The sequence below is a fragment of the Paraburkholderia sp. EG304 genome (assembly GCF_046543485.1).
GTDB classification, from domain to species: Bacteria; Pseudomonadota; Gammaproteobacteria; order Burkholderiales; family Burkholderiaceae; genus Paraburkholderia; species Paraburkholderia youngii.
Genome location: NZ_JBKGUA010000006.1, coordinates 129384 through 147801 on the forward strand (window position 1 = coordinate 129384; position 18418 = coordinate 147801).

Genomic DNA, 18418 nt, shown 5'->3' on the forward strand with positions numbered 1-18418 from the left:
TGAGGCGCAAGGGCTGCGTTTCCGGCCGCGATCAAACGCGGATTTGCGAATACTCAGGAGGACAATCAATGAGCTGGACTCGGGAACAGAGAAACGTCACGATCGCCGCCTATCTAGGCTGGACGCTCGACGCATTCGATTTCTTTCTGATGGTGTTCGTATTGAAAGATATCGCGCAGGAATTCAATACGGACATTCCGTCGGTCGCGGTCGCGATCATGCTGACCCTGATGATGCGCCCGCTCGGCGCATTGATTTTCGGCTGGCTCGCCGACAAATACGGCCGCCGTCCGACGCTGATGATCAACATCGGGTGCTTCTCGTTGCTCGAACTGCTGTCCGGTCTGTCGCCCAACCTGATGACGCTGCTCGTGCTGCGCGCGCTGTTCGGTATCGCGATGGGCGGCGAATGGGGTGTCGGCGGCGCGCTGACCATGGAAACCGTGCCGCCGAAATCGCGCGGCATCGTCTCGGGTCTGCTGCAGGCCGGTTATCCGAGCGGCTATCTGCTCGCGTCGATCGTGTTCGGCGTGTTCTTTCAATACATCGGCTGGCGCGGCATGTTCTTCGTCGGCGTGCTGCCGGCGCTGCTCGTGCTGTACATTCGCGCGCACGTGCCGGAGTCGCCCGCGTTCCAGACGCTCGAAAAGAAGGTGCGTCCGGGCCTCGTCGCGACGCTCAAGCAGAACATCGGCCTGTCGATCTACGCGATCATCCTGATGACCGCGTTCAACTTCTTCTCGCACGGCTCGCAGGATCTGTATCCGACTTTCCTGCGCGTCCAGCTCAAGTTCGATCCGCACACGGTGTCGTGGATCACGATCGTCCTGAACATCGGCGCGATCTGCGGGGGCCTGTTCTTCGGCTGGGCATCGGAGAAGATCGGCCGCAAGCGCGCGATCTTCATCGCCGCGTTGATCGCGCTGCCGGTGCTGCCGGTGTGGGCGTTCTCCACCACGCCGTTTCTGCTCGCGCTCGGCGCGTTCCTGATGCAGATCTCGGTACAAGGCGCGTGGGGCGTGATTCCGGTGCACCTGAACGAAATCTCGCCCGATGAAATCCGCGCGACCTTCCCCGGGCTCGTGTACCAGCTGGGCAATCTGATCGCCTCCGTCAACGGTCCGATGCAATCGAAGATCGCCGAGATGCACGACAACAACTACGCGCTCGTGATGGCGGTCGTAATCGGCATCGTCGCGATCGTGATCTGCGCGCTGATTCCGTTCAGCCGCGAGCGCCGCGGCATCGACATGACGCAGTCCGCGCGTGAGATCGTCGGCGCGGGATCGGCGGGCGGCGCGGTAGGAGGACAGCGCGTTTAACCGCTTCGGGCGTTCGCATCAACGCCTGGCGCGCATCAAGTCGCAACGCAATACGAGGCCGTTCCGGTTCGCCCGGAACGGCCTTTTCATTTCCGGCGCGGCCGGTATCACGAGTCGCGCTTCGCAAGCACGACTTTCGTCAGCTCTTCTAGAGGAGTTAGTCGAGCCCGCTCCTTGCTCGCACCGTCCCTCCTTTTTTATCCTGCAAAAAACGATTGTTTCAAATACCGATTTGAATCGCGTGTTTGCGAGCCGGCAGCACCGGCAACTGGGAGACGCAGCATGGCAGTTCGCACCACGGGCCGGCATGTCGGCGATACGAAGTCACGCATTCTCGACGCCGCGGAGACGCTGTTCATCGAATGCGGTTATGAAGCGCTGTCGCTGCGCCAGATCACTTCACGCGCCGATGTCAATCTCGCGGCGGTCAACTATCACTTCGGCCACAAGGAATCGCTGATTCATTCGATGCTGTCGCGCCGGCTCGATCCGCTGAACGAGGAGCGCGTGAAGCTCATCGACCGCTTCGACGCGATGCTCGGCGCGCGCCTGAGCTGCGAGCACGTGCTCGGCGCGATGTTCATTCCGGCTCTGCGTCTGTCGCGCGATCCGCGTGTCGGCGGCAAAGCGTTTCTGCGCCTGCTCGGGCGTGCGTATACCGATCCGTCGTCGTTTATCCGCGACTTTCTGAACGCGCATTACGAGTCGGTGGCGATGCGCTTCTTCGACGCGTTCCAGCGCGCGCTGCCGCATCTGCCGCGCGAGGAGCTCGGCTGGCGGCTGCACTTCGCGATCGGCGCGCTGTCGGGGGTGCTCGCCGGCACCGATACCGACAGCCTGATTGGCGAGTTCTCGCAAGGCAAGCCGATGAACGATCTGCAACTGATCGCGCGCCTCGCGTCGCTGATCGTCGCCGCGCTGAAGGCGCCGCTGCCGGACGGCACGCAACTGGCCGCATTCGCGGCGGTACTCGGCGATGCGACCGACGACGATGGCGCGGTCGGCACGTTCGCTAATGCGCATCGAGACACCAGCGGCGAAGCGGCTGCGTGCGCCGCGCCATGTGACGCGTAGCGCGGCGCACAGGTGGCCCGGCGATTGCATGACCAGAGAAAAGGCAACTCAAAAAATCAGCAGAGCGCGAGCGGTGCGCGCCCGTGGGCCGCATTCGCACGCAGCAACGACAGAGGAGGAAACATCATGCCGTGGTTCATCCTGGCGCTCGTCATCGCCGCCTTCGCTCTCGTCTACGTGCAGGCGCGCGCCTCGTGGTGGCTCGCGGCGCTGATCGTCTGGGTCGCGGCCGCGCACCTGAGCGGCGCGGCTGGCCCGCTGCTGACGGCCTTGCTCGCGATCGTGTTCGTGCTCCCCGCCCTCGTGCTGACGATCAAGCCGCTGCGCCGCGCATGGCTCGCGAAACCGCTGCTCGACACGTTCCGCAAGATCCTGCCGGAGATGTCGCCGACCGAGCGCGACGCGATCGAAGCCGGCACGGTGTGGTGGGACGCCGAGCTGTTCTCGGGCCGCCCGCACTGGGACACGCTGCTCGGCTACGGCCCGGCCGCGCTCAGCGCCGAAGAGCAGGCATTCCTCGACGTCGAATGCGAGCAGTTGTGCGACCTCGCGAACGACTGGGACACCACGATGGTCTGGCAGGACCTGTCGCCGCAAACGTGGCAGTTCATCAAGCAGCACGGCTTTCTCGGCATGATCATTCCGAAGCAGTACGGCGGCAAACAGTTCTCCGCGTACGCGCATTCGCAGGTGATCATGAAGCTCGCGACGCGCTGCACGGCCGCGGCCGTCTCGGTGATGGTGCCGAACTCGCTCGGCCCCGCCGAGCTGCTGATGCACTATGGCACCGACGCGCAGAAGAACTACTATCTGCCGCGTCTCGCGCGCGGCGAGGAAATCCCCTGCTTCGCGCTGACGAGCCCGTACGCCGGTTCCGACGCCGCCGCGATTCCCGATGTCGGCATCGTCTGCCAGGGCATGCACGAAGGCCGCGAGACGCTCGGCTTTCGCCTCACGTGGGACAAGCGCTACATCACGCTCGGGCCGATCGCGACCGTGCTCGGCCTCGCGTTCCGCGCGCTCGATCCCGACCATCTGCTCGGCGCGAACGACGAACCCGGCATTACCTGCGCGCTGATTCCGACCAACCACCCTGGCGTGAACATCGGCCGCCGTCACTGGCCGTTGAACGCGGTGTTCCAGAACGGCCCGAACTCGGGCAAGGACGTGTTCATTCCGCTCGACTGGGTGATCGGCGGACGCGCGCAGGTCGGCAACGGCTGGCGCATGCTGATGGAGTCTCTGGCGGCGGGCCGCGCGATCTCGCTGCCGTCGTCGAACGTCGGGATGGCCAAGGTCGCGGTGCGCGGCACCGGCGCGTATGCCGCGATTCGCCGCCAGTTCCGCACCGCCGTCGGCAAGTTCGAGGGCGTGCAGGAAGCGCTCGGCCGCATGGGCGGCAACCTGTACGTGATGGACGCCGCGCGCCGCCTGTCCGCGCAGGCGGTCGATCTCGGCGAAAAGCCGTCGGTCATTTCGGCGATCGCCAAATATCACATCACCGAGCGCGCGCGCAGCGTCATCAACGACGGCATGGACGTCGTCGCCGGCAAGGGTATTTGCATGGGGCCGTCGAATTTTCTGGCGCGCGCGTATCAGCAGATGCCGATCTCGATCACCGTCGAAGGCGCGAACATTCTGACGCGCTGCCTGATCATCTTCGGCCAGGGCGCGATCCGCTGCCACCCGTACGTGCTGAAGGAAATGACCGCGACGCGCGAGCCAGATCGCGCGAAGGCCTTGCGCGAATTCGACGCGGCCTTCTTCGGTCACGCGAATTTCACGCTGTCGACCGTGCTACGCAGCACCGTGTATGGGCTGACCGGCGGCGCGCTGATCGCGAAGCCGCGCCGCGCGTACGCGCCGCTCCATCCGTACTACCGCGCGGCGACGCGTCTGTCGACCGTGTTCGCGCTGCTCGCCGACGTGTCGATGCTGGTGCTCGGCGGCGACCTGAAGCGCCGTGAACGCATCTCGGCACGCCTCGGCGACGTGCTGTCGCAACTGTTCCTGATCTCGGCGACGCTGAAGCGCTTCGAGGACGAAGGCCGTCAGCAGGACGACCTGCCGCTCGTGCGCTGGGGCGTCGAGGATGCACTGTACAAGGCGCAGCACGCGCTCGACGGCGTGCTCGCGAACTATCCGAACCGGCTCGCCGCGACGCTCGTGCAGCTGCTCGCGTTCCCGTTCGGCCTGCCGCATCGCGAGCCGTCGGACCGGCTCGGCAGCGAGATCGCCGAACTGATGCAGACGCCCGGCGCCGCGCGCGAGCGGCTCGTCGCCGACTCGTACGTGCCGCGTCCCGACGTCGACGCGCTCGGCTATGGCGAGCTCGCGTTCGCGCTGAATCCACGGTTCACGCAAATCGAGCACAAGCTGCGCGACGCGGTCGAACAGGGCCTGCTCGAACCGCTGCCGCAAAGCCTGCCGCAGCTCGCCGCATGGACCGATGCGGCGCAACGTCAGGGCCTCATCGACGCCGACGAGCGGCGGGTGCTCGACGACTACGCGCGCTACGGCGCGCAGGTCGTCAAGGTCGACGATTTCCCGGCCGACTTCGACCTGCTCGCAAGCTTGCAACAGCGCAAGCAGGCGCTCGAAAAGGCGCTGGATCTGGCGGCCTGACGCGCGCTCACGCAGAAAAAACTACCGATGCGGCGCGGCAACCCGTACCCGAGTCACGCAACTCAAGGCACACTGACACACGTCCGGCAGCCCTGAAAAATCGCTGGGGCTACCCGCGGCGCGTCCAGCGGAGCAACCGATAACATGAACGACTCCTACCTGAAGTTCGTCAACTCGCCGTTCGGCGGCCGCCTCGCGCGCTCCCTCGGCCTGCCGAAGCCCGAGGTGCTGCGGCGCTACCGGGCGGACCGGCCCGAATTCGACGGTCTGATCGCGATCGGCGCGGGCCGCGAGCCGCGCCTGTTCGACGCGCTCGCGAGTCTGATCGCCAGCATCGGCATGACGAGCGTCGCGCACGAAAGCGCCGGGCTGTGGGTGCCGCTCGCCAATCGACACGGCCTGATGACCGGCCGCTTCGAGCCGGCCGAAGCCGGTGCGCCCGGCAAGCTCGCCGCGCTGCTGTTCGACGCCAGTGGTATCGACGACAGCAGCCATCTCGAACCATTGCACGGCTTTTTCCACGACACGCTGCGCTCGCTCGGCAAGTGTGGGCGCATCGTCGTGCTGGGGGGCCGCCCGAGGCCTGCGCGAGCCCGCGTCAGTGGACCGCGCAGCGCGCGCTCGAAGGGCTCGTGCGTTCGCTCGGCAAGGAAGCGCGGCGCGGCATCACCGCGAATCTCGTGTACGTCGCGGACGGCTCTGAAAGCGCCATCGACGCGACGCTGCGTTTCTTCCTGTCGCCGCGTTCGGCCTATGTGTCGGGTCAGGTGGTGCGGATCGCGGCCAGCCGCAACGAAGCGCTACCGCCCGGCGCGCCCGCGTTCGACTGGCGCCAGCCGCTCGCCGGGCGGCGTGCGCTCGTCACGGGCGCCGCGCGCGGCATCGGCGCCGCGATTGCGAGCGTGCTTGCGGCCGAGGGCGCGCATGTGATCGGCGTCGACATTCCGTCCGCGCGCGACGCGCTCGATGCGACGACGCGTCAGCTGAACGGCAGCGCGCTCGCGTTCGACATCGCCGCGCCCGAAGCGCCCGCGCAGATCGCAGCGGCGCTCGATGAGCTCGGCGTCGACATCGTCGTGCACAACGCCGGCATCACGAAGGACAAGACCATCGCGAGGATGACCGACGCCGCGTGGCAAAGCGTGATCGACATCAACCTGGGCGCGCAGGAGCGCATCGACGACGCGCTGCTCGCGGGCGGCATCCTGCGCGATGGCGGGCGCATCGTCGCGGTGTCGTCGATCAGCGGCATCGCGGGCAATGCCGGCCAGACCAACTATGCGACGTCGAAGGCCGGCGTGATCGGCCGGGTGCAAAGCATGGCACCGCAACTGCGCGCGCGCGGCATCACGATCAACGCGGTCGCGCCCGGCTTCATCGAAACGCAGATGACCGCGAAAATGCCGCTCGCGCTCCGCGAGGCCGGCCGCCGCATGAACTCGATGAGCCAGGGCGGCCAGCCCGTCGACGTCGCGCAGACCATCGCGTGGCTCGCGCATCCGGGCTCGGCCGGCGTGACGGGCCAGGTCGTGCGCGTGTGCGGTCAAAGCCTGATCGGCGCCTGAACCGGAGCATGGCTATGGACGAACCACGCGATCCGTTCGGCAGCCGTCACCTCGCGCCCGCGCCGGGCGGCGACGGCGCGCGGCCGAAAACCGTCGTCATCGAAACGCTGCCCGCGCCGGCGAAACTTTACGGGCGCGCGCTGACGGGCATCGTCAAGCGAGGCCGCGAATCGCGGCTGCCGCCGTTGCGGCTCGTGCGCCCCGCCGTCGTGCTCGAGCCCGGCCCCGCGTGGCGCTATGCGCGCGTGTGCGGCTTCATTCCCGAGCACGGCGTGCCGCTCACTTACCCGCACCTGCTCGCGTTTCCGCTGCATCTGCTGATGCTGACCGACCCCGCGTTTCCGTGGCCCGCGCTCGGTCTCGTGCATCTGGCCAATCACGTGCGGCTGCGCCGGCCGCTCGCCTACAAGGATCTGTTGCGCATCGAGGTCGAATTTGGCGCGATGCTGCGCCACGACAAGGGCCAGGCATTCGTCGTGCATACGCGCATCTATCGACGCGGCGAGGCGGTGTGGGACGGCGACAGCATCTATCTGAAGCGCGCGGTGCCGGCGCTCGGTCATCCGCTCGAAGCGCTCGCGCTCGGCCCCGACGCGCTGCAACGGATCGCGCGCTGGCAGCTCGCGCCGCAACTGGGCCGCGACTATGCGAGCGTGTCCGGCGACTACAACCCGATCCACCTGAGCGCGCTGTCGGCGAAGGCGTTCGGCTTTCCGCGCGCGATCGCGCATGGCATGTGGACGCTCGCGCGCGCTGCTTCGTCGCTGCAGCCGCCGAAGCCGCTCGCCGAAGCGACGCTCGCCGCCGAGTTCAAGCTGCCGATGCTGCTGCCCGGTGAAGCGTCGCTGTGGAGCGCCTCGCCTTCGCTGATCGAGCGCGATCTCGAGGTGCGCGATATCGCCGGGGTCAAGCCGCATTTGCGCGCGCGCATGCAGTGGCGGCTGCTGTGAGCCGCGAGCGCGCCGTTCGTAGCGTTTGCATCGTTTGCATCGATTGCTTCGACCAATGATCCGGGCACGACCCAAAGGAGCCGAGCATGTCCCACCCGCAACCCGCCGTGCGCCGCGTCGCCGTCATCGGCGGCAACCGGATTCCGTTTGCGCGCTCGAACACCGCGTACGCGAGCGCATCGAATCAGGACATGCTGACCTTCACGCTGCAAGGGCTCGTCGATCGCTACGACCTGCACGGCGTGCGTCTCGGCGAAGTCGCGGCAGGCGCGGTGATCAAGCATTCGCGCGACTTCAACCTGACCCGCGAGTCGGTGCTGTCCACCACGCTCGCGAAGGAAACCCCCGCCTACGACGTGCAGCAGGCCTGCGGCACCGGCCTCGAAGCGGCGATCCTCGTCGCCAATAAGATCGCGCTCGGGCAGATCGACGCGGGCATCGCGGGCGGCGTCGACACCACATCCGACGCGCCGATCGGCGTCAACGAGCGGATGCGCAAGATTCTGCTCGAAGCGAATCGCGGCAAGAGCACCGGGCAACGGGTTGCCGCGCTCAGCAGGCTGCGGCCCGGCATGTTCTTCAAGCCGCTGTTGCCGCGCAACGTCGAGCCGCGCACCGGGCTGTCGATGGGCGAGCATTGCGAACTGATGGCCAAGCGCTGGAACATCTCACGCGAGGCGCAGGACGTGCTCGCGCACGAAAGCCATCGCAAGCTCGCCGATGCGTACGCGCGCGGCTTCGTCAACGATCTGATGACGCCGTACAAAGGCCTCGCGCGCGACAACAACCTGCGCGCCGACCTGTCGCTCGAAAAGCTGTCGAATCTGAGGCCGGTGTTCGACCGCGACGCCGGCACGCTGACCGCGGGCAACTCGACGCCGCTGACCGACGGCGCATCCGCGGTACTGCTCGCAAGCGAAGCATGGGCGGCCGAGCGCGGCTTGCCGGTGCTCGCGTATCTGAGCTGGTCGGAAACCGCGGCCGTCGACTTTTTCGACAGGCAGGAAGGCCTGCTGATGGCGCCCGCCTACGCCGTGCCGCGCATGCTCACGCGCGCAGGCCTCGCGTTGCAGGACTTCGATTTCTATGAGATTCACGAAGCGTTCGCGGCCCAGGTGTTGTGCACGCTCGCGGCATGGCAGGATGACGAATATTGCCGTACGCAGCTTGGCCTCGCCGGCGCGCCGGGGTCGATCGATCGCACGAAGCTCAACGTGAACGGCGGTTCGCTCGCGACCGGCCATCCGTTTGCGGCGACGGGCGGACGCATCGTCGCCGCGCTCGCGAAGATGCTCGCGCAACTCGACAAACCGGCTGGTGGCGCACGCGGGCTGATCTCGATCTGCGCGGCGGGCGGCCAGGGGGTCGTCGCGATTCTGGAGCGCTAGCGCGGCAGTGGATACCAACATCTCAGGAGCAACCGATGATCGAGCCCACCCAAGCGCCGCAGCACGTGCCGGATGCAGGCAGCACTCAGGTGTCAAACCCGGCGCCAAACGCGGCGCCAAACCCCGCACCGAACACCGACGGCATCTGGTACGCGTCCTATCCGGACGACGTGCCGCGCGACATCGACGTCACGCAATACGAATCGATCGACCAGTTCTTCGACGAATGCACCGCGCAGTTCCGCGAGCGCGTCGCGTACGTCAGCGTCGGCGCGAGTCTGACGTACGGCGAGCTGGCCCGCAAGGCGAGCGCGTTCGCGGCCTACCTGCAAAGCATCGGCGTTGAGCCCGGCGAGCGCGTCGCGATCATGCTGCCGAACACGTTCCAGTATCCGGTCGCACTGTTCGGCACGATCAAGGCGGGCGCCGTGGTCGTCAACGTGAATCCGCTCTATACGGTGCGCGAACTCGCGCACCAGCTAAAGGACAGCGGCGCGCAGACGATCGTCGTGTTCGAAAACTTCGCGAAGACGCTCGAAGACGCGTTGCCCGGCACCAGGGTGCGCAACGTGATCGTGACCGGCCTCGGCGATCTGCTCGCCGACGGCGTGAACCTGAAGGGCCACCTGCTCAATTTCATGCTGCGTCACGTGAAAAAGATGGTGCCCGCCTACCAGCTGCCGCAGGCGGTGCCGCTGCTGAAAGCGCTTTCGATCGGTTACGCGCGGCCGCACACGCCGGTGCGCGCGAGCCACGAAGACATCGCGTTCCTGCAGTACACGGGCGGCACGACAGGCGTCGCGAAAGGCGCGATGCTCACGCACCGGAACATCATCGCCAATCTGTTGCAGGCGAAGGCATGGGCCGCGGGGCAACTGTCCGGTGAAGGCGAAACGGTGCTCACACCGCTGCCGCTGTATCACATCTACTCGCTGACCGTGAACGCGCTGATTTTCATGGGGCTCGGCGGGCGCAACATCCTGATCGCGAATCCGCGCGACATGAAGCGGGTGATGATGATCCTGCGTCACGAAAAATTCACCGGCATGACCGCGGTCAACACGCTCTATAACGCGTTCCTCGACAACGAGGAATTCTGCCGGCGCGATTTCTCGGACCTGAAGCTCGCGATGGCGGGCGGCATGGCGACGCAGAAGAGCGTCGCGGAGCGCTTCAAGGCGGTGACGGGCAAGCCGATCGTCGAGGGCTACGGGCTGACCGAGTGCTCGCCGATCGTGTCGATGAATCCGGTCGATCTGACCAATCTGCGCGACTTCGAGGGCTCGGTCGGACTGCCCGCGCCGTCCACGCAGGTGCGCTTCAGGAAAGACGACGGCAGCTGGGCCAATATCGGCGAGGCGGGCGAGCTGTGCGTGAAGGGCCCGCAGGTAATGAAGGGCTACTGGAACCGCCCCGACGAAACCGCGAAGGTGATCGACGACGACGGCTGGCTCGCGACCGGCGACATCGGCGTGATGGACTCGCGCGGCTTTATCCGTCTGATCGATCGCAAGAAGGACATGATCCTCGTGTCGGGCTTCAACGTGTATCCGAACGAAATCGAGGATGTGATCGCCGCGCATCCGGACGTGCGCGAAGTGGCCGCGATCGGCGTGCCCGATCCCGCGCAGGGCGAGCGCGTGAAGGTGTTCATCGTGCGGCGCACGCCGACACTGACCGCCGAGCAGGTGATCGCGTACTGCCGCAAGAATCTGACCGGCTACAAGGTGCCGAAGCTCGTCGAGTTCCGCGACGAGTTGCCGCAAACCAATGTCGGCAAAATTCTGCGCCGTGCATTGCGCGACGAGGAACTCGCGAAACAGAAGTCTGCCTGACGGGAATAAGCATTGCTTCAATGCGTTATAGCTTTGTTGCCTTGGGTTATTGCCTTGCATGTTGCATGAGCGGCCGCGCCACTTTCTGGAGAAATTCATGAAGCACCGCATGTCCGCCCGCTCTCATCGCTTGCGACCCCGCTTGCAACCCCGCTTGCGATTCCGCTCACTGCCGGGTGCGCTGCTCGTCACGCTCGCCCTGCTATCGGGGCCGGCGGCGGTCGCGCAGAACGACGACCGGCCGCCCCCGCTCGACACCGCGAACGCCGTCAAGCCGCCCACCACGCCGCCCGCGCAGGTCGGCAAGCTGACGCTCGACCAGCAGGTCAAATGGCTGCGCGCCGCGCAGCAAAGCGGCACGCTCGAAAAACTCGACGACGCGCAACTGGTCGCGCTGTTCAAGTCGCTCGATCCGCTGACGCTGCCGCGCTATATCAAGGAAGGGCCGAACGGCTACCCGTCGTACGAGTTCACGATGTCGCGCTCCGAACGCATTCGCGGCATCTGGCCCGACAAGCCCGATCACATGCTCGTGCGCGTCGCGCACGATCCGCTGCGCATCTACGCGAAGTGGCTGCCCGACGGCGCGCACGCGGGCCAGGAAATCATCTATGACGAATCGAAGCGCAGCGACGAAACGCTCGGCCACCTCGGCGGCATCATGAACGTGATGCCGTTGTGGACGTCGCTGACCGGCGCGCTCGCACGCTCGCAATCGAATCACAGCGTGCGCGATCTCGGCACCGAGTACGTTGCCGATCAATACCTGAGTGAAGGGAAAAAATACAGCCAGACCGGCTTGCCGCGTTCGGTGCAGATCGAAGTGAAGACGATCGACGATGTGCGCGTCGTCGCGTTCACGTTCGAAACACCGGTCGGCCAGCCGCAGTTCTACGCGAAAAAGGAAACGCTCGGGCTCGATTTGCGGCATCCGTTCTTTCGCACCATCGAGTCTTACGACAACGACGGCAAGATCTTCGAGCAGATCGTGTTCGAGAGCATCACGCCGAAGACGTTCGACGATTCGACCTTCGATCCGACCAACAAGGACTATAAGTTCTAGCCGGGTTTTGCCAGTTTTTTAGCCGCGCCCGCTGCGCGGCGTCAGCGCGAAAGCCACGTGGACGGGTTGCGCATGCAGCCCCTCGCGCGCTTCGTGACGATGCTCGACGAAGCGTCCGGTGCGCAGCGCGAGGTGTTGCAGCACGAAGTAATCGGACGCGCGCGTGAAGCCGATCAGCGCGGGCATCGGGTGCGGGGTCCGGCCGTCGTCTAGCAGCGGCGCGAGGGTGGTGAACCACAGCGCGCCGGCATCGTCGCCGGTTTCGAAGGTCGGCAATCGCAGATGCGCGGCATAGCGCGCGAACGACGCGCCGCATTCGAGCGTCGAGTCGACGATCGCGAACGCGCGCGCATCGTCGGCACACGCGGCGGCTTGCGCGAGCCACGGCCATGCGCCGCCCGCGGCCGTCGCGAGCCATGCACCGGTCAGCATGAAAGTGCGTCGATCCATTGGCGTGTACGTTCCATTCACTCGTTGATCCCGCGCTTGCTCACGCGCTTGTTCACGCGCTTTTTCGCGCGCTTTTTCATGTATAGCCTCGCCGGTCGCGCCACGCCGCGGGCCAGATGCCCTGCTTGCCCGGCGCGAGAATGCCGTTCGGGTCGAGCGCATCCTTCAGCGTTTCCGCGAAGCGCAGCGACGCACCGTCGTTGAAGCTGTATTGCGCGGCCGCGAAATCCATATACGCGAGATGCGCGCGATATTCGCCGTAGCCGGCCGCGCGCGCGTCGCTCATCAGCGAGCGCAGCAGCGCGCCGGCCTGCTCCACCTGGTTCGCGTCGTCTCGATCGAAGATCGCCGCGAAAATGTGATGCAGATGCCGCGCGCCCGCCGTGAAGCCGCCGTAGTAATCGAAGCCGTATTCGGCGGCGCGCGCTTTCACCATCGTGTACTGGCGCATCGCGTCGCGCCCGGTCGCCGGACAGATCGGCGCGAAGTCGACGTGCGCGCCCGCGCCGCCGCGCCAGTCGAGCATGCGAAACGCGGTCATCGCGGGGATGCCGGCCATGTTGCGGTCGCCGCCGCCGCTCGGCTGCGCATCGCCCGCATAACGCGCCGCCGCGAGCCGCGCATCGGGCACCCGCGCGAACGCGCGCTCGATCAGCGCGTAGCGCGCGTCGATCACCTCGGGCGTGCCGTATAGCGCGAAATGCAGGTTCCAGCGGCCGACGCCGAGTTTGTCGAGCATCGCCTGCACCGCGCTCTCGGGCATCGCGCCCGCGCCGTGGTACCACTGCCGGCGTGGCGACAGGCCCGCCGCGCGCCGCAAGCCGCCCTCGATCACCGCGTGATTGCGGATCGTGCCGTCGAGCCGCAACGGCCGCAGAATCTCGACGATCGCCTCCAGATCGGCCTCGCGGCGAAACTGGATTTCGCCGAGCAGATACGCGGGCGGTGCGGGCATCAGCCACACGCCGAGCTTGGTCACGATGCCGTAGTTCGACTGCATGAACAGCGCATCGAACGACGGCCCGTAGCCCGGCTGATACAGCTGCCACGCCGTGCCGATTTCGACGCCGCCCATGCCGGTGCGCAGCAGGTCGCCGTTGGCGAGCATCACCTCCATTCCGCATTGCGCGGCCGCGTGGTCGCCATAGTCGGTATAGCCGAAGCCGCGCTCGAGCGTATTGCCGACCACGCTGCCCCAGCCGGCGGCCGGTGGATCGACCCACAGCTTGTAGCCCTTGTCGCGCAGATGCGCGTACAGATCGAAATAGCTGACGCCGGGCTCGACGAGCGCATAGGCGAGCGTTTCATTGACTTCGAGGATGCGGTTCATGCGCTGCAAGTCGAGCACGACCGAGCCGGTCAGACGCGGCGCGGCGCCGCCGTACGCGAAGTTGCGCCCGGTCGACACGGTCCACAGCGGAATCCGGTACTGATTGGCGATGCGCAGCACCGCGCGGATTTCATCGACCGACGCGGGCAGCACCGCGGCGCTCGCGGCGAACGCACCCGGCTCGCCGGGCGCGAACGGATCGATATAGACGGCGAGGCCGGCGTCGGAACTCAGCACGTGCGCGTCACCGACGATCGCGCGCCAGCCGGCAAGCGCACGGTCGAACTGCGCGGCGGACAGGTTGGGCGGCAGCGTCGGGGGCAAGGCGTCTCCTTGTCGGTCGGGTAAGCCGAGGGTGCGGTCCCGCGTGGCAGCAGCAATGCGTGCCTGGCCGCCGACGGCCTTTACGACACGCTACCGCCCCCTACTGCTGCCACGCCTCAGGCTTACCACCGAGCTCGCTGCACACGTCGATCGCGATTTCGCGCAGCTTGCCTTCCGTGATCGCGCCGGACAGCGCGTAGCCCATGCGGTCGCTGACCCAGTAGAAGGTGCGGCGGTTGCCGTCGCGAAACAGGCGGAACACGGTTTCGTCGCGCGTGACACCGGTCACATACAGCGTCAGGCGCGCGCCGGCCTGGTTCTCGTACATGAACTGCGCGGCCGGCCCGGACTCGCCGGGCAGCAGCCGGCCGCCCACCAGCGAATAACCATACTCCTGCAGCGACGGCACCGACAGCGGCCGATTCAGCCGCTTCGACAGCCACGCGATCAGATGCTCCTCTTCGCTCGCCGCGACTTCGACCGGATGACGCCGCTCCGGCGAGTACACCGCGTACGCGACATCCGCGCGCTGCGCAAAACCGGCCGGCTGGCCGCCGAAGCCGCTCCACGCGCCGCCGCTCAGCCGCGGCGCGAGCGGACCGAGCACCAGCGCGAGCCCGGCGCCGGCCGCGAGCCAGCAGGCGGCGAGACCGGCGCGCTGCCACCACGGCCGCGCACGCCGCACGACGATGAAAGCCGGCTCCTGCTCCGCGGGCTGGCTGCCGGCGTAATGTCGCTCGCCCGGTTCAGCGGCTTGCTGCTCGTAGTCGGCTTCCTGCCCCGCTTGCGCGTGCCAAGCATCGCTGCCCGGCACGCCGCACAGCGCCCGCAGCGCCGCCTTCTGCGCGCGCCACGCCGCGACGCGCGCGGCGGCCTGCGGATGCTGGCGAAGCTGCGTTTCGACCGCGGCGCGCTGCTCATCCGTCAATTCGCCATCGACATAGGCCGACAGCGAGCGCAGATCGGGCTCGTCGGGCAATCCGGATTCGGGGTTATCGTTGTTCATTATCGGTTTCTCACCACTTTCAGCGGCGCTACTTTGTGCGCCGCCCGCGGCGCACGGGGCTGCGGTCCGTGCATTGGCCCCGGCGGCTCCTCGCACAGCAACGCGCGCATATGCTCGCGTGCCCGCGACAGCCGCGACATCACTGTACCGATCGGCACCCCCAATGCACTCGATGCCTCCTGGTACGACAGCTCCTCCACGCACACCAGCAGCAGCACCTCACGCTGCTCGAGTGGCAGGCAGTACAGCGCGCGCTGCACGTCGCGCAGAACCAGACCGTCGACCTCGCCGTGCGGCGCCTCGAGATTGCGCCAGGGCGCGCTTTCCTCGTCGACGGCGATCTCGCACCGCCCGCGCAGTTGGTCTATGTACAGATGCCGCAGGATCGTCAGCAACCACGCGCGCAGGTTGCTGTTCGGCCGGAATGCCGACCAGCGCGCAAGCGCGCGCTCCGCCGTATCCTGGACGAGATCGTCGGCCCAGGCGCGGTCGCCCGTCAGTGCGCGCGCATAGCGGCGCAACTGCGGCAGCCACGCGATCACTTCCGATTCGAAGCTCACCCGGTGTGCCAGGCGCGGTCGCGGCTCTAGTAGCCGCCGCTGCTGTTGCTGTTGCCGCTCGAACTCGACGCGGCGTTGTCGGTGTCGGCCGCGTGAGCAAGGGAGCCGCACGCGAGCGCGAGCAGGACGAAGAGCGCTGACAGAATACGGGATGCTTTCATCATGTTGAATCTCCTCACGGATGCCCGGCGCGCGATCGACCGACAGGCGTGGCGGGCGGTGGGCGGCAGGCCGCCGAATGCGGTGCTGCCATACTGGGCTTAACGCTGCGACCGAGCGGTTTATTCCATCGCGGCCGTGGCGCCGTGTCGCTGCGCTGCTGTTGCGCTGCTTTCTCCGGGAGTTTTTTGGGTCGTTTTCGGGCCGTTTCGACGCCGCCGCGGGCGGTCGCGCAGCACACCCCTATGTTCTTCCTTTTCCGCCACGCTTGCCGGCAATGCCTGGAGAGACCGGAAGAAGACGCCATTGACCAGCAGATTCGTAACTCAACGTTACAGTCTCGCGGTATCGGATGCTTATGGGCTCACAAGCCGTTATAGTGGACGAAGTTCGCCCCGTCGACGCGTACTGCCCCGCCTGGAGTAGAAAGGGTAGAATCGCGGCGAACCACCGTCTATCTAACCTGAATTGTCCATGGCTTCCGCAGAATCGCATCCGCAAAACGACTTCATGAACGCCGCGCGCAAGGAACGAAAGCGCGTCGAGATCTATCTGGTCAACGGCATCCGCCTGACCGGATGCATCGAGTCGTTCGATCAGTACCTGGTGATGCTGCGCACGCCGGTTGGCCTGCAAGGCATCTACAAGCGCGCGATCTCCACGATCCAGCTCGACACCGGCACGCGGCCGGCGCCGCGCACGGGCCGAACGTCGCATGGCGAACATGGCGCGCGCGGCCCGCATGGGTCGCGCGAACATCGCGAGCCGCGCGAGGGGCGTGAATCGTATGGCGCGCCGGCCGCGGAACGCGCGCCGAGCGAGCGCAGCGGCAACCCCGAAGGCCCGGTGGTCGTCACGCGGCGGCGGCGTCTATTCGGCACCGGCGGCGAAGGCGGCAATCATGGCGGCAACCACGGCAGCGGCAACCCCAGCGGCAATCAGGAATAAATACGAAGGAGCGGTGACGGCCGCGCCTCGCTAATCCGCGCACGGACCGAGGCGCTGCAGAATTTTCTCCAGTTGGGTCAGGTGCCGCTCGGTCAGCTCGAATCTCCCCTTGACCGCCAGCACGCGGCGGCGCCAGTAGCCGGCGTCGAACAGGTGCAGCGCCGGTTGCCGCGTCGCCCAATCCAGGTGTTCCAGTTCAGTTTCCACGACGTGGGCTGCGAGCACTCGTCGTGTACCCGCCGGCTTTTTCGCGTTCATGTGGTTCGCTATGTGATGGATCGATGGAGGTGTCGCTTGCGGCTAAAGCGCGGCTCAGGTGCGGCTCAAGCGCGGCCGGGACACTCGGAGAACGAATCGATGCGGGCCGGTTTCAAACGACGCGCCTGCGCGATTCGGCCGACGTTCGTCGATAGCCGCAATGCGCTATGCTGAATCATTGATCCTCTACCGATGGAGCGCGCCATGACCAGCAAAAGCCAGCATGCCTCCCGGCCTGCGCGCACGCGCCGGACGCCGTCGACGTCCGCCGACACGCGGCTCGATGAAGCGCTGATGGAAAGCTTTCCCGCCAGCGATCCGATCGCCGTCGATGTGACGGAGCCGTTTCGCGAGCGGATGCGCAAGACTCAGGCGGATACGCGCAAGCGGCATTGAAATCGCGCCGTCTTGGGTCGCACCATGGCGCGGCAGCGAGCCATCGTGGCTCGCGAACAATGTCGAGTGGAAATGCCGAAAAGCCCGGCGGCGAGAGTGCGATGCGCGGGTTGGCGGGGTGCGGAAAGCACCAAGCGAACTTGACGACGGTAACGCCCGCGGACGGGCGGCACGGCGTATCGATTTGCGCGCCGTGCCGCCCGTCCACCGAGGCTCACATCGTCGTGCTCAACGCAGCGGCAAGCCGCTCTCGAGCTGACGCTGCAGGTTGCGGACCTGACGCTGCGCGACGCGCAACTGATCCTGCGCGGCGGCCTTCTGCTGCGCCAGTTCGGTCGCCTCGGCGCGCTTCTGCTCCTGCTGGCTCGCGACGATGCTCTGCTGCTGACGCGCGACGTCGAGGTCGGCCTGCAGCCGGCTCGCGCGTTCCTGCGACAACGCGACCAGGCGCTGCGTGAACGCCTTCTGCGCTTCGAGTTGCGTACGGCGGATCTCAACGTCCGACAACTGCATCGTCTGCCGCGCGAAATCCTTGTAGATCAGCTCGGCGCGCGCGGCGTCCTGCGTCTTGATCACGCGCCAGAAGTTTTTCTGTTGGAACAGCGCGACGTAGTAGGTCATCTCCTTCCCGTAGAACAGCAGGCTCGCGCCATAGCTGCCGTTATACGTGGTGCGCAGTTCGCTCAGATCCGAGCCATGGATCATCTGCTGCAATTCAGCCACATTCCCGGTGGCGGATTGCCGGCTTTCATCCGGCGTCAGTGCGGTGGTCTCTGCCTGGCCGCCCTGCGACGTGTCGGTCGGCGCGCTCGTGGGAACCGGCTGGGACACGATCGTACCGCTCGCATCACTGTTCTGCAGAGCCTGTGCATTCGCGCCCTGAAGGGCCCCCAATACGATGCATGCGGCCAGAGCAATCTTTCGTAGCTTTGACTTTCGGTCCATGTGACACCTGTTGAACAGATCTTGTTTTAGTAGAAAACGGGGAATTATTACTCAATTTTGCGAGTTCCGGGCTCTTCGTCGAAAATTTGGCACCTGCGCGTTTGCTCCGTTGGCGGCGCGCTATTACAGCCTCGATCTTTTCGTCTGGAAAGCGGTCGTTGATGCGCTGGTGGACAGCGCTTCAACGCGAGGCTCTTCCCATAGCTGAATTGACACGCCT

16 protein-coding genes and 1 pseudogene are annotated in these 18418 nt (G+C 66.3%); 10 read left to right on the forward strand and 7 right to left on the reverse strand.

The features are described 5' to 3' along the window. Positions 1-68: 68 nt before the first annotated feature. The 8 genes and pseudogenes from ACLFKU_RS09775 to ACLFKU_RS09810 all read left to right on the forward strand — a co-directional run bounded on the left by ACLFKU_RS09775 (position 69) and on the right by ACLFKU_RS09810 (position 11822). Positions 69-1322 (forward strand): MFS transporter, encoded by a 1254-nt coding sequence (locus tag ACLFKU_RS09775; RefSeq protein ID WP_410848937.1) that lies wholly within the window; start codon positions 69-71, stop codon positions 1320-1322. A gap of 282 nt (positions 1323-1604) precedes the next feature. Further along, the gene (locus ACLFKU_RS09780) at positions 1605-2396 is read left to right on the forward strand and encodes a TetR/AcrR family transcriptional regulator (RefSeq protein WP_410848938.1); all 792 of its coding nucleotides are present in this window, start codon (positions 1605-1607) and stop codon (positions 2394-2396) included. 126 nt (positions 2397-2522) lie between these two features. Continuing rightward, positions 2523-5021: an acyl-CoA dehydrogenase gene (locus ACLFKU_RS09785; protein ID WP_410848939.1), complete on the forward strand. Its 2499-nt coding sequence runs from the start codon at positions 2523-2525 to the stop codon at positions 5019-5021. A gap of 144 nt (positions 5022-5165) precedes the next feature. Further along, positions 5166-6586 (forward strand): annotated as a pseudogene (locus ACLFKU_RS09790) (3-oxoacyl-ACP reductase). 14 nt (positions 6587-6600) lie between these two features. Further along, positions 6601-7536, forward strand: coding sequence for a MaoC family dehydratase (locus tag ACLFKU_RS09795; protein WP_368582724.1), 936 nt, complete (start codon positions 6601-6603; stop codon positions 7534-7536). 86 nt (positions 7537-7622) lie between these two features. Further along, on the forward strand, positions 7623-8924 hold the full coding sequence (locus ACLFKU_RS09800) for an acetyl-CoA C-acetyltransferase (protein WP_410848940.1): 1302 nt from the start codon (positions 7623-7625) through the stop codon (positions 8922-8924). Between the two features lie 35 nt (positions 8925-8959). Next, complete coding sequence (locus tag ACLFKU_RS09805; protein ID WP_410848941.1) at positions 8960-10759, forward strand: AMP-binding protein; 1800 nt, start codon at positions 8960-8962, stop codon at positions 10757-10759. A 97-nt stretch (positions 10760-10856) separates the two neighbouring features. Then, positions 10857-11822, forward strand: coding sequence for a DUF1571 domain-containing protein (locus ACLFKU_RS09810; protein WP_410848942.1), 966 nt, complete (start codon positions 10857-10859; stop codon positions 11820-11822). Positions 11823-11840: 18 nt separating this feature from the next. Here the strand turns inward: ACLFKU_RS09810 and ACLFKU_RS09815 are convergent, their stop codons facing one another. From ACLFKU_RS09815 to ACLFKU_RS09835, 5 genes are all read right to left on the reverse strand, one after another. Then, entirely contained in the window at positions 11841-12272 is a 432-nt protein-coding gene (locus ACLFKU_RS09815; RefSeq protein WP_368582720.1) for a hypothetical protein, read from the reverse strand. A gap of 76 nt (positions 12273-12348) precedes the next feature. Beyond that, positions 12349-13926, reverse strand: coding sequence for an FAD-binding protein (locus ACLFKU_RS09820; protein WP_410848943.1), 1578 nt, complete (start codon positions 13924-13926; stop codon positions 12349-12351). 100 nt (positions 13927-14026) lie between these two features. Continuing rightward, the gene (locus tag ACLFKU_RS09825) at positions 14027-14932 is read right to left on the reverse strand and encodes a zf-HC2 domain-containing protein (RefSeq protein ID WP_368582718.1); all 906 of its coding nucleotides are present in this window, start codon (positions 14930-14932) and stop codon (positions 14027-14029) included. Then, positions 14932-15492, reverse strand: coding sequence for a sigma-70 family RNA polymerase sigma factor (locus tag ACLFKU_RS09830; protein ID WP_410848944.1), 561 nt, complete (start codon positions 15490-15492; stop codon positions 14932-14934). The genes ACLFKU_RS09825 and ACLFKU_RS09830 overlap by 1 nt, the downstream gene beginning before the upstream one ends. Positions 15493-15518: 26 nt before the next feature. Further along, on the reverse strand, positions 15519-15656 hold the full coding sequence (locus ACLFKU_RS09835) for a hypothetical protein (protein WP_176108899.1): 138 nt from the start codon (positions 15654-15656) through the stop codon (positions 15519-15521). Positions 15657-16125: 469 nt separating this feature from the next. Between ACLFKU_RS09835 and hfq the strand changes: the two genes are divergently transcribed. Then, entirely contained in the window at positions 16126-16599 is a 474-nt protein-coding gene (gene hfq / locus ACLFKU_RS09840; RefSeq protein ID WP_368582716.1) for an RNA chaperone Hfq, read from the forward strand. A gap of 30 nt (positions 16600-16629) precedes the next feature. Here hfq and ACLFKU_RS09845 read toward each other — a convergent pair whose 3' ends face one another. Continuing rightward, a complete protein-coding gene (locus tag ACLFKU_RS09845) occupies positions 16630-16857 on the reverse strand; it encodes a hypothetical protein (RefSeq protein WP_410848945.1) in 228 nt (75 codons plus the stop codon). A 204-nt stretch (positions 16858-17061) separates the two neighbouring features. Between ACLFKU_RS09845 and ACLFKU_RS09850 the strand changes: the two genes are divergently transcribed. Next, positions 17062-17253, forward strand: coding sequence for a hypothetical protein (locus tag ACLFKU_RS09850; protein WP_368582715.1), 192 nt, complete (start codon positions 17062-17064; stop codon positions 17251-17253). A gap of 228 nt (positions 17254-17481) precedes the next feature. Here ACLFKU_RS09850 and ACLFKU_RS09855 read toward each other — a convergent pair whose 3' ends face one another. After that, the gene (locus tag ACLFKU_RS09855; protein WP_410848946.1) at positions 17482-18198 is read right to left on the reverse strand and encodes a DUF2968 domain-containing protein; all 717 of its coding nucleotides are present in this window, start codon (positions 18196-18198) and stop codon (positions 17482-17484) included. Positions 18199-18418 lie beyond the last annotated feature (220 nt).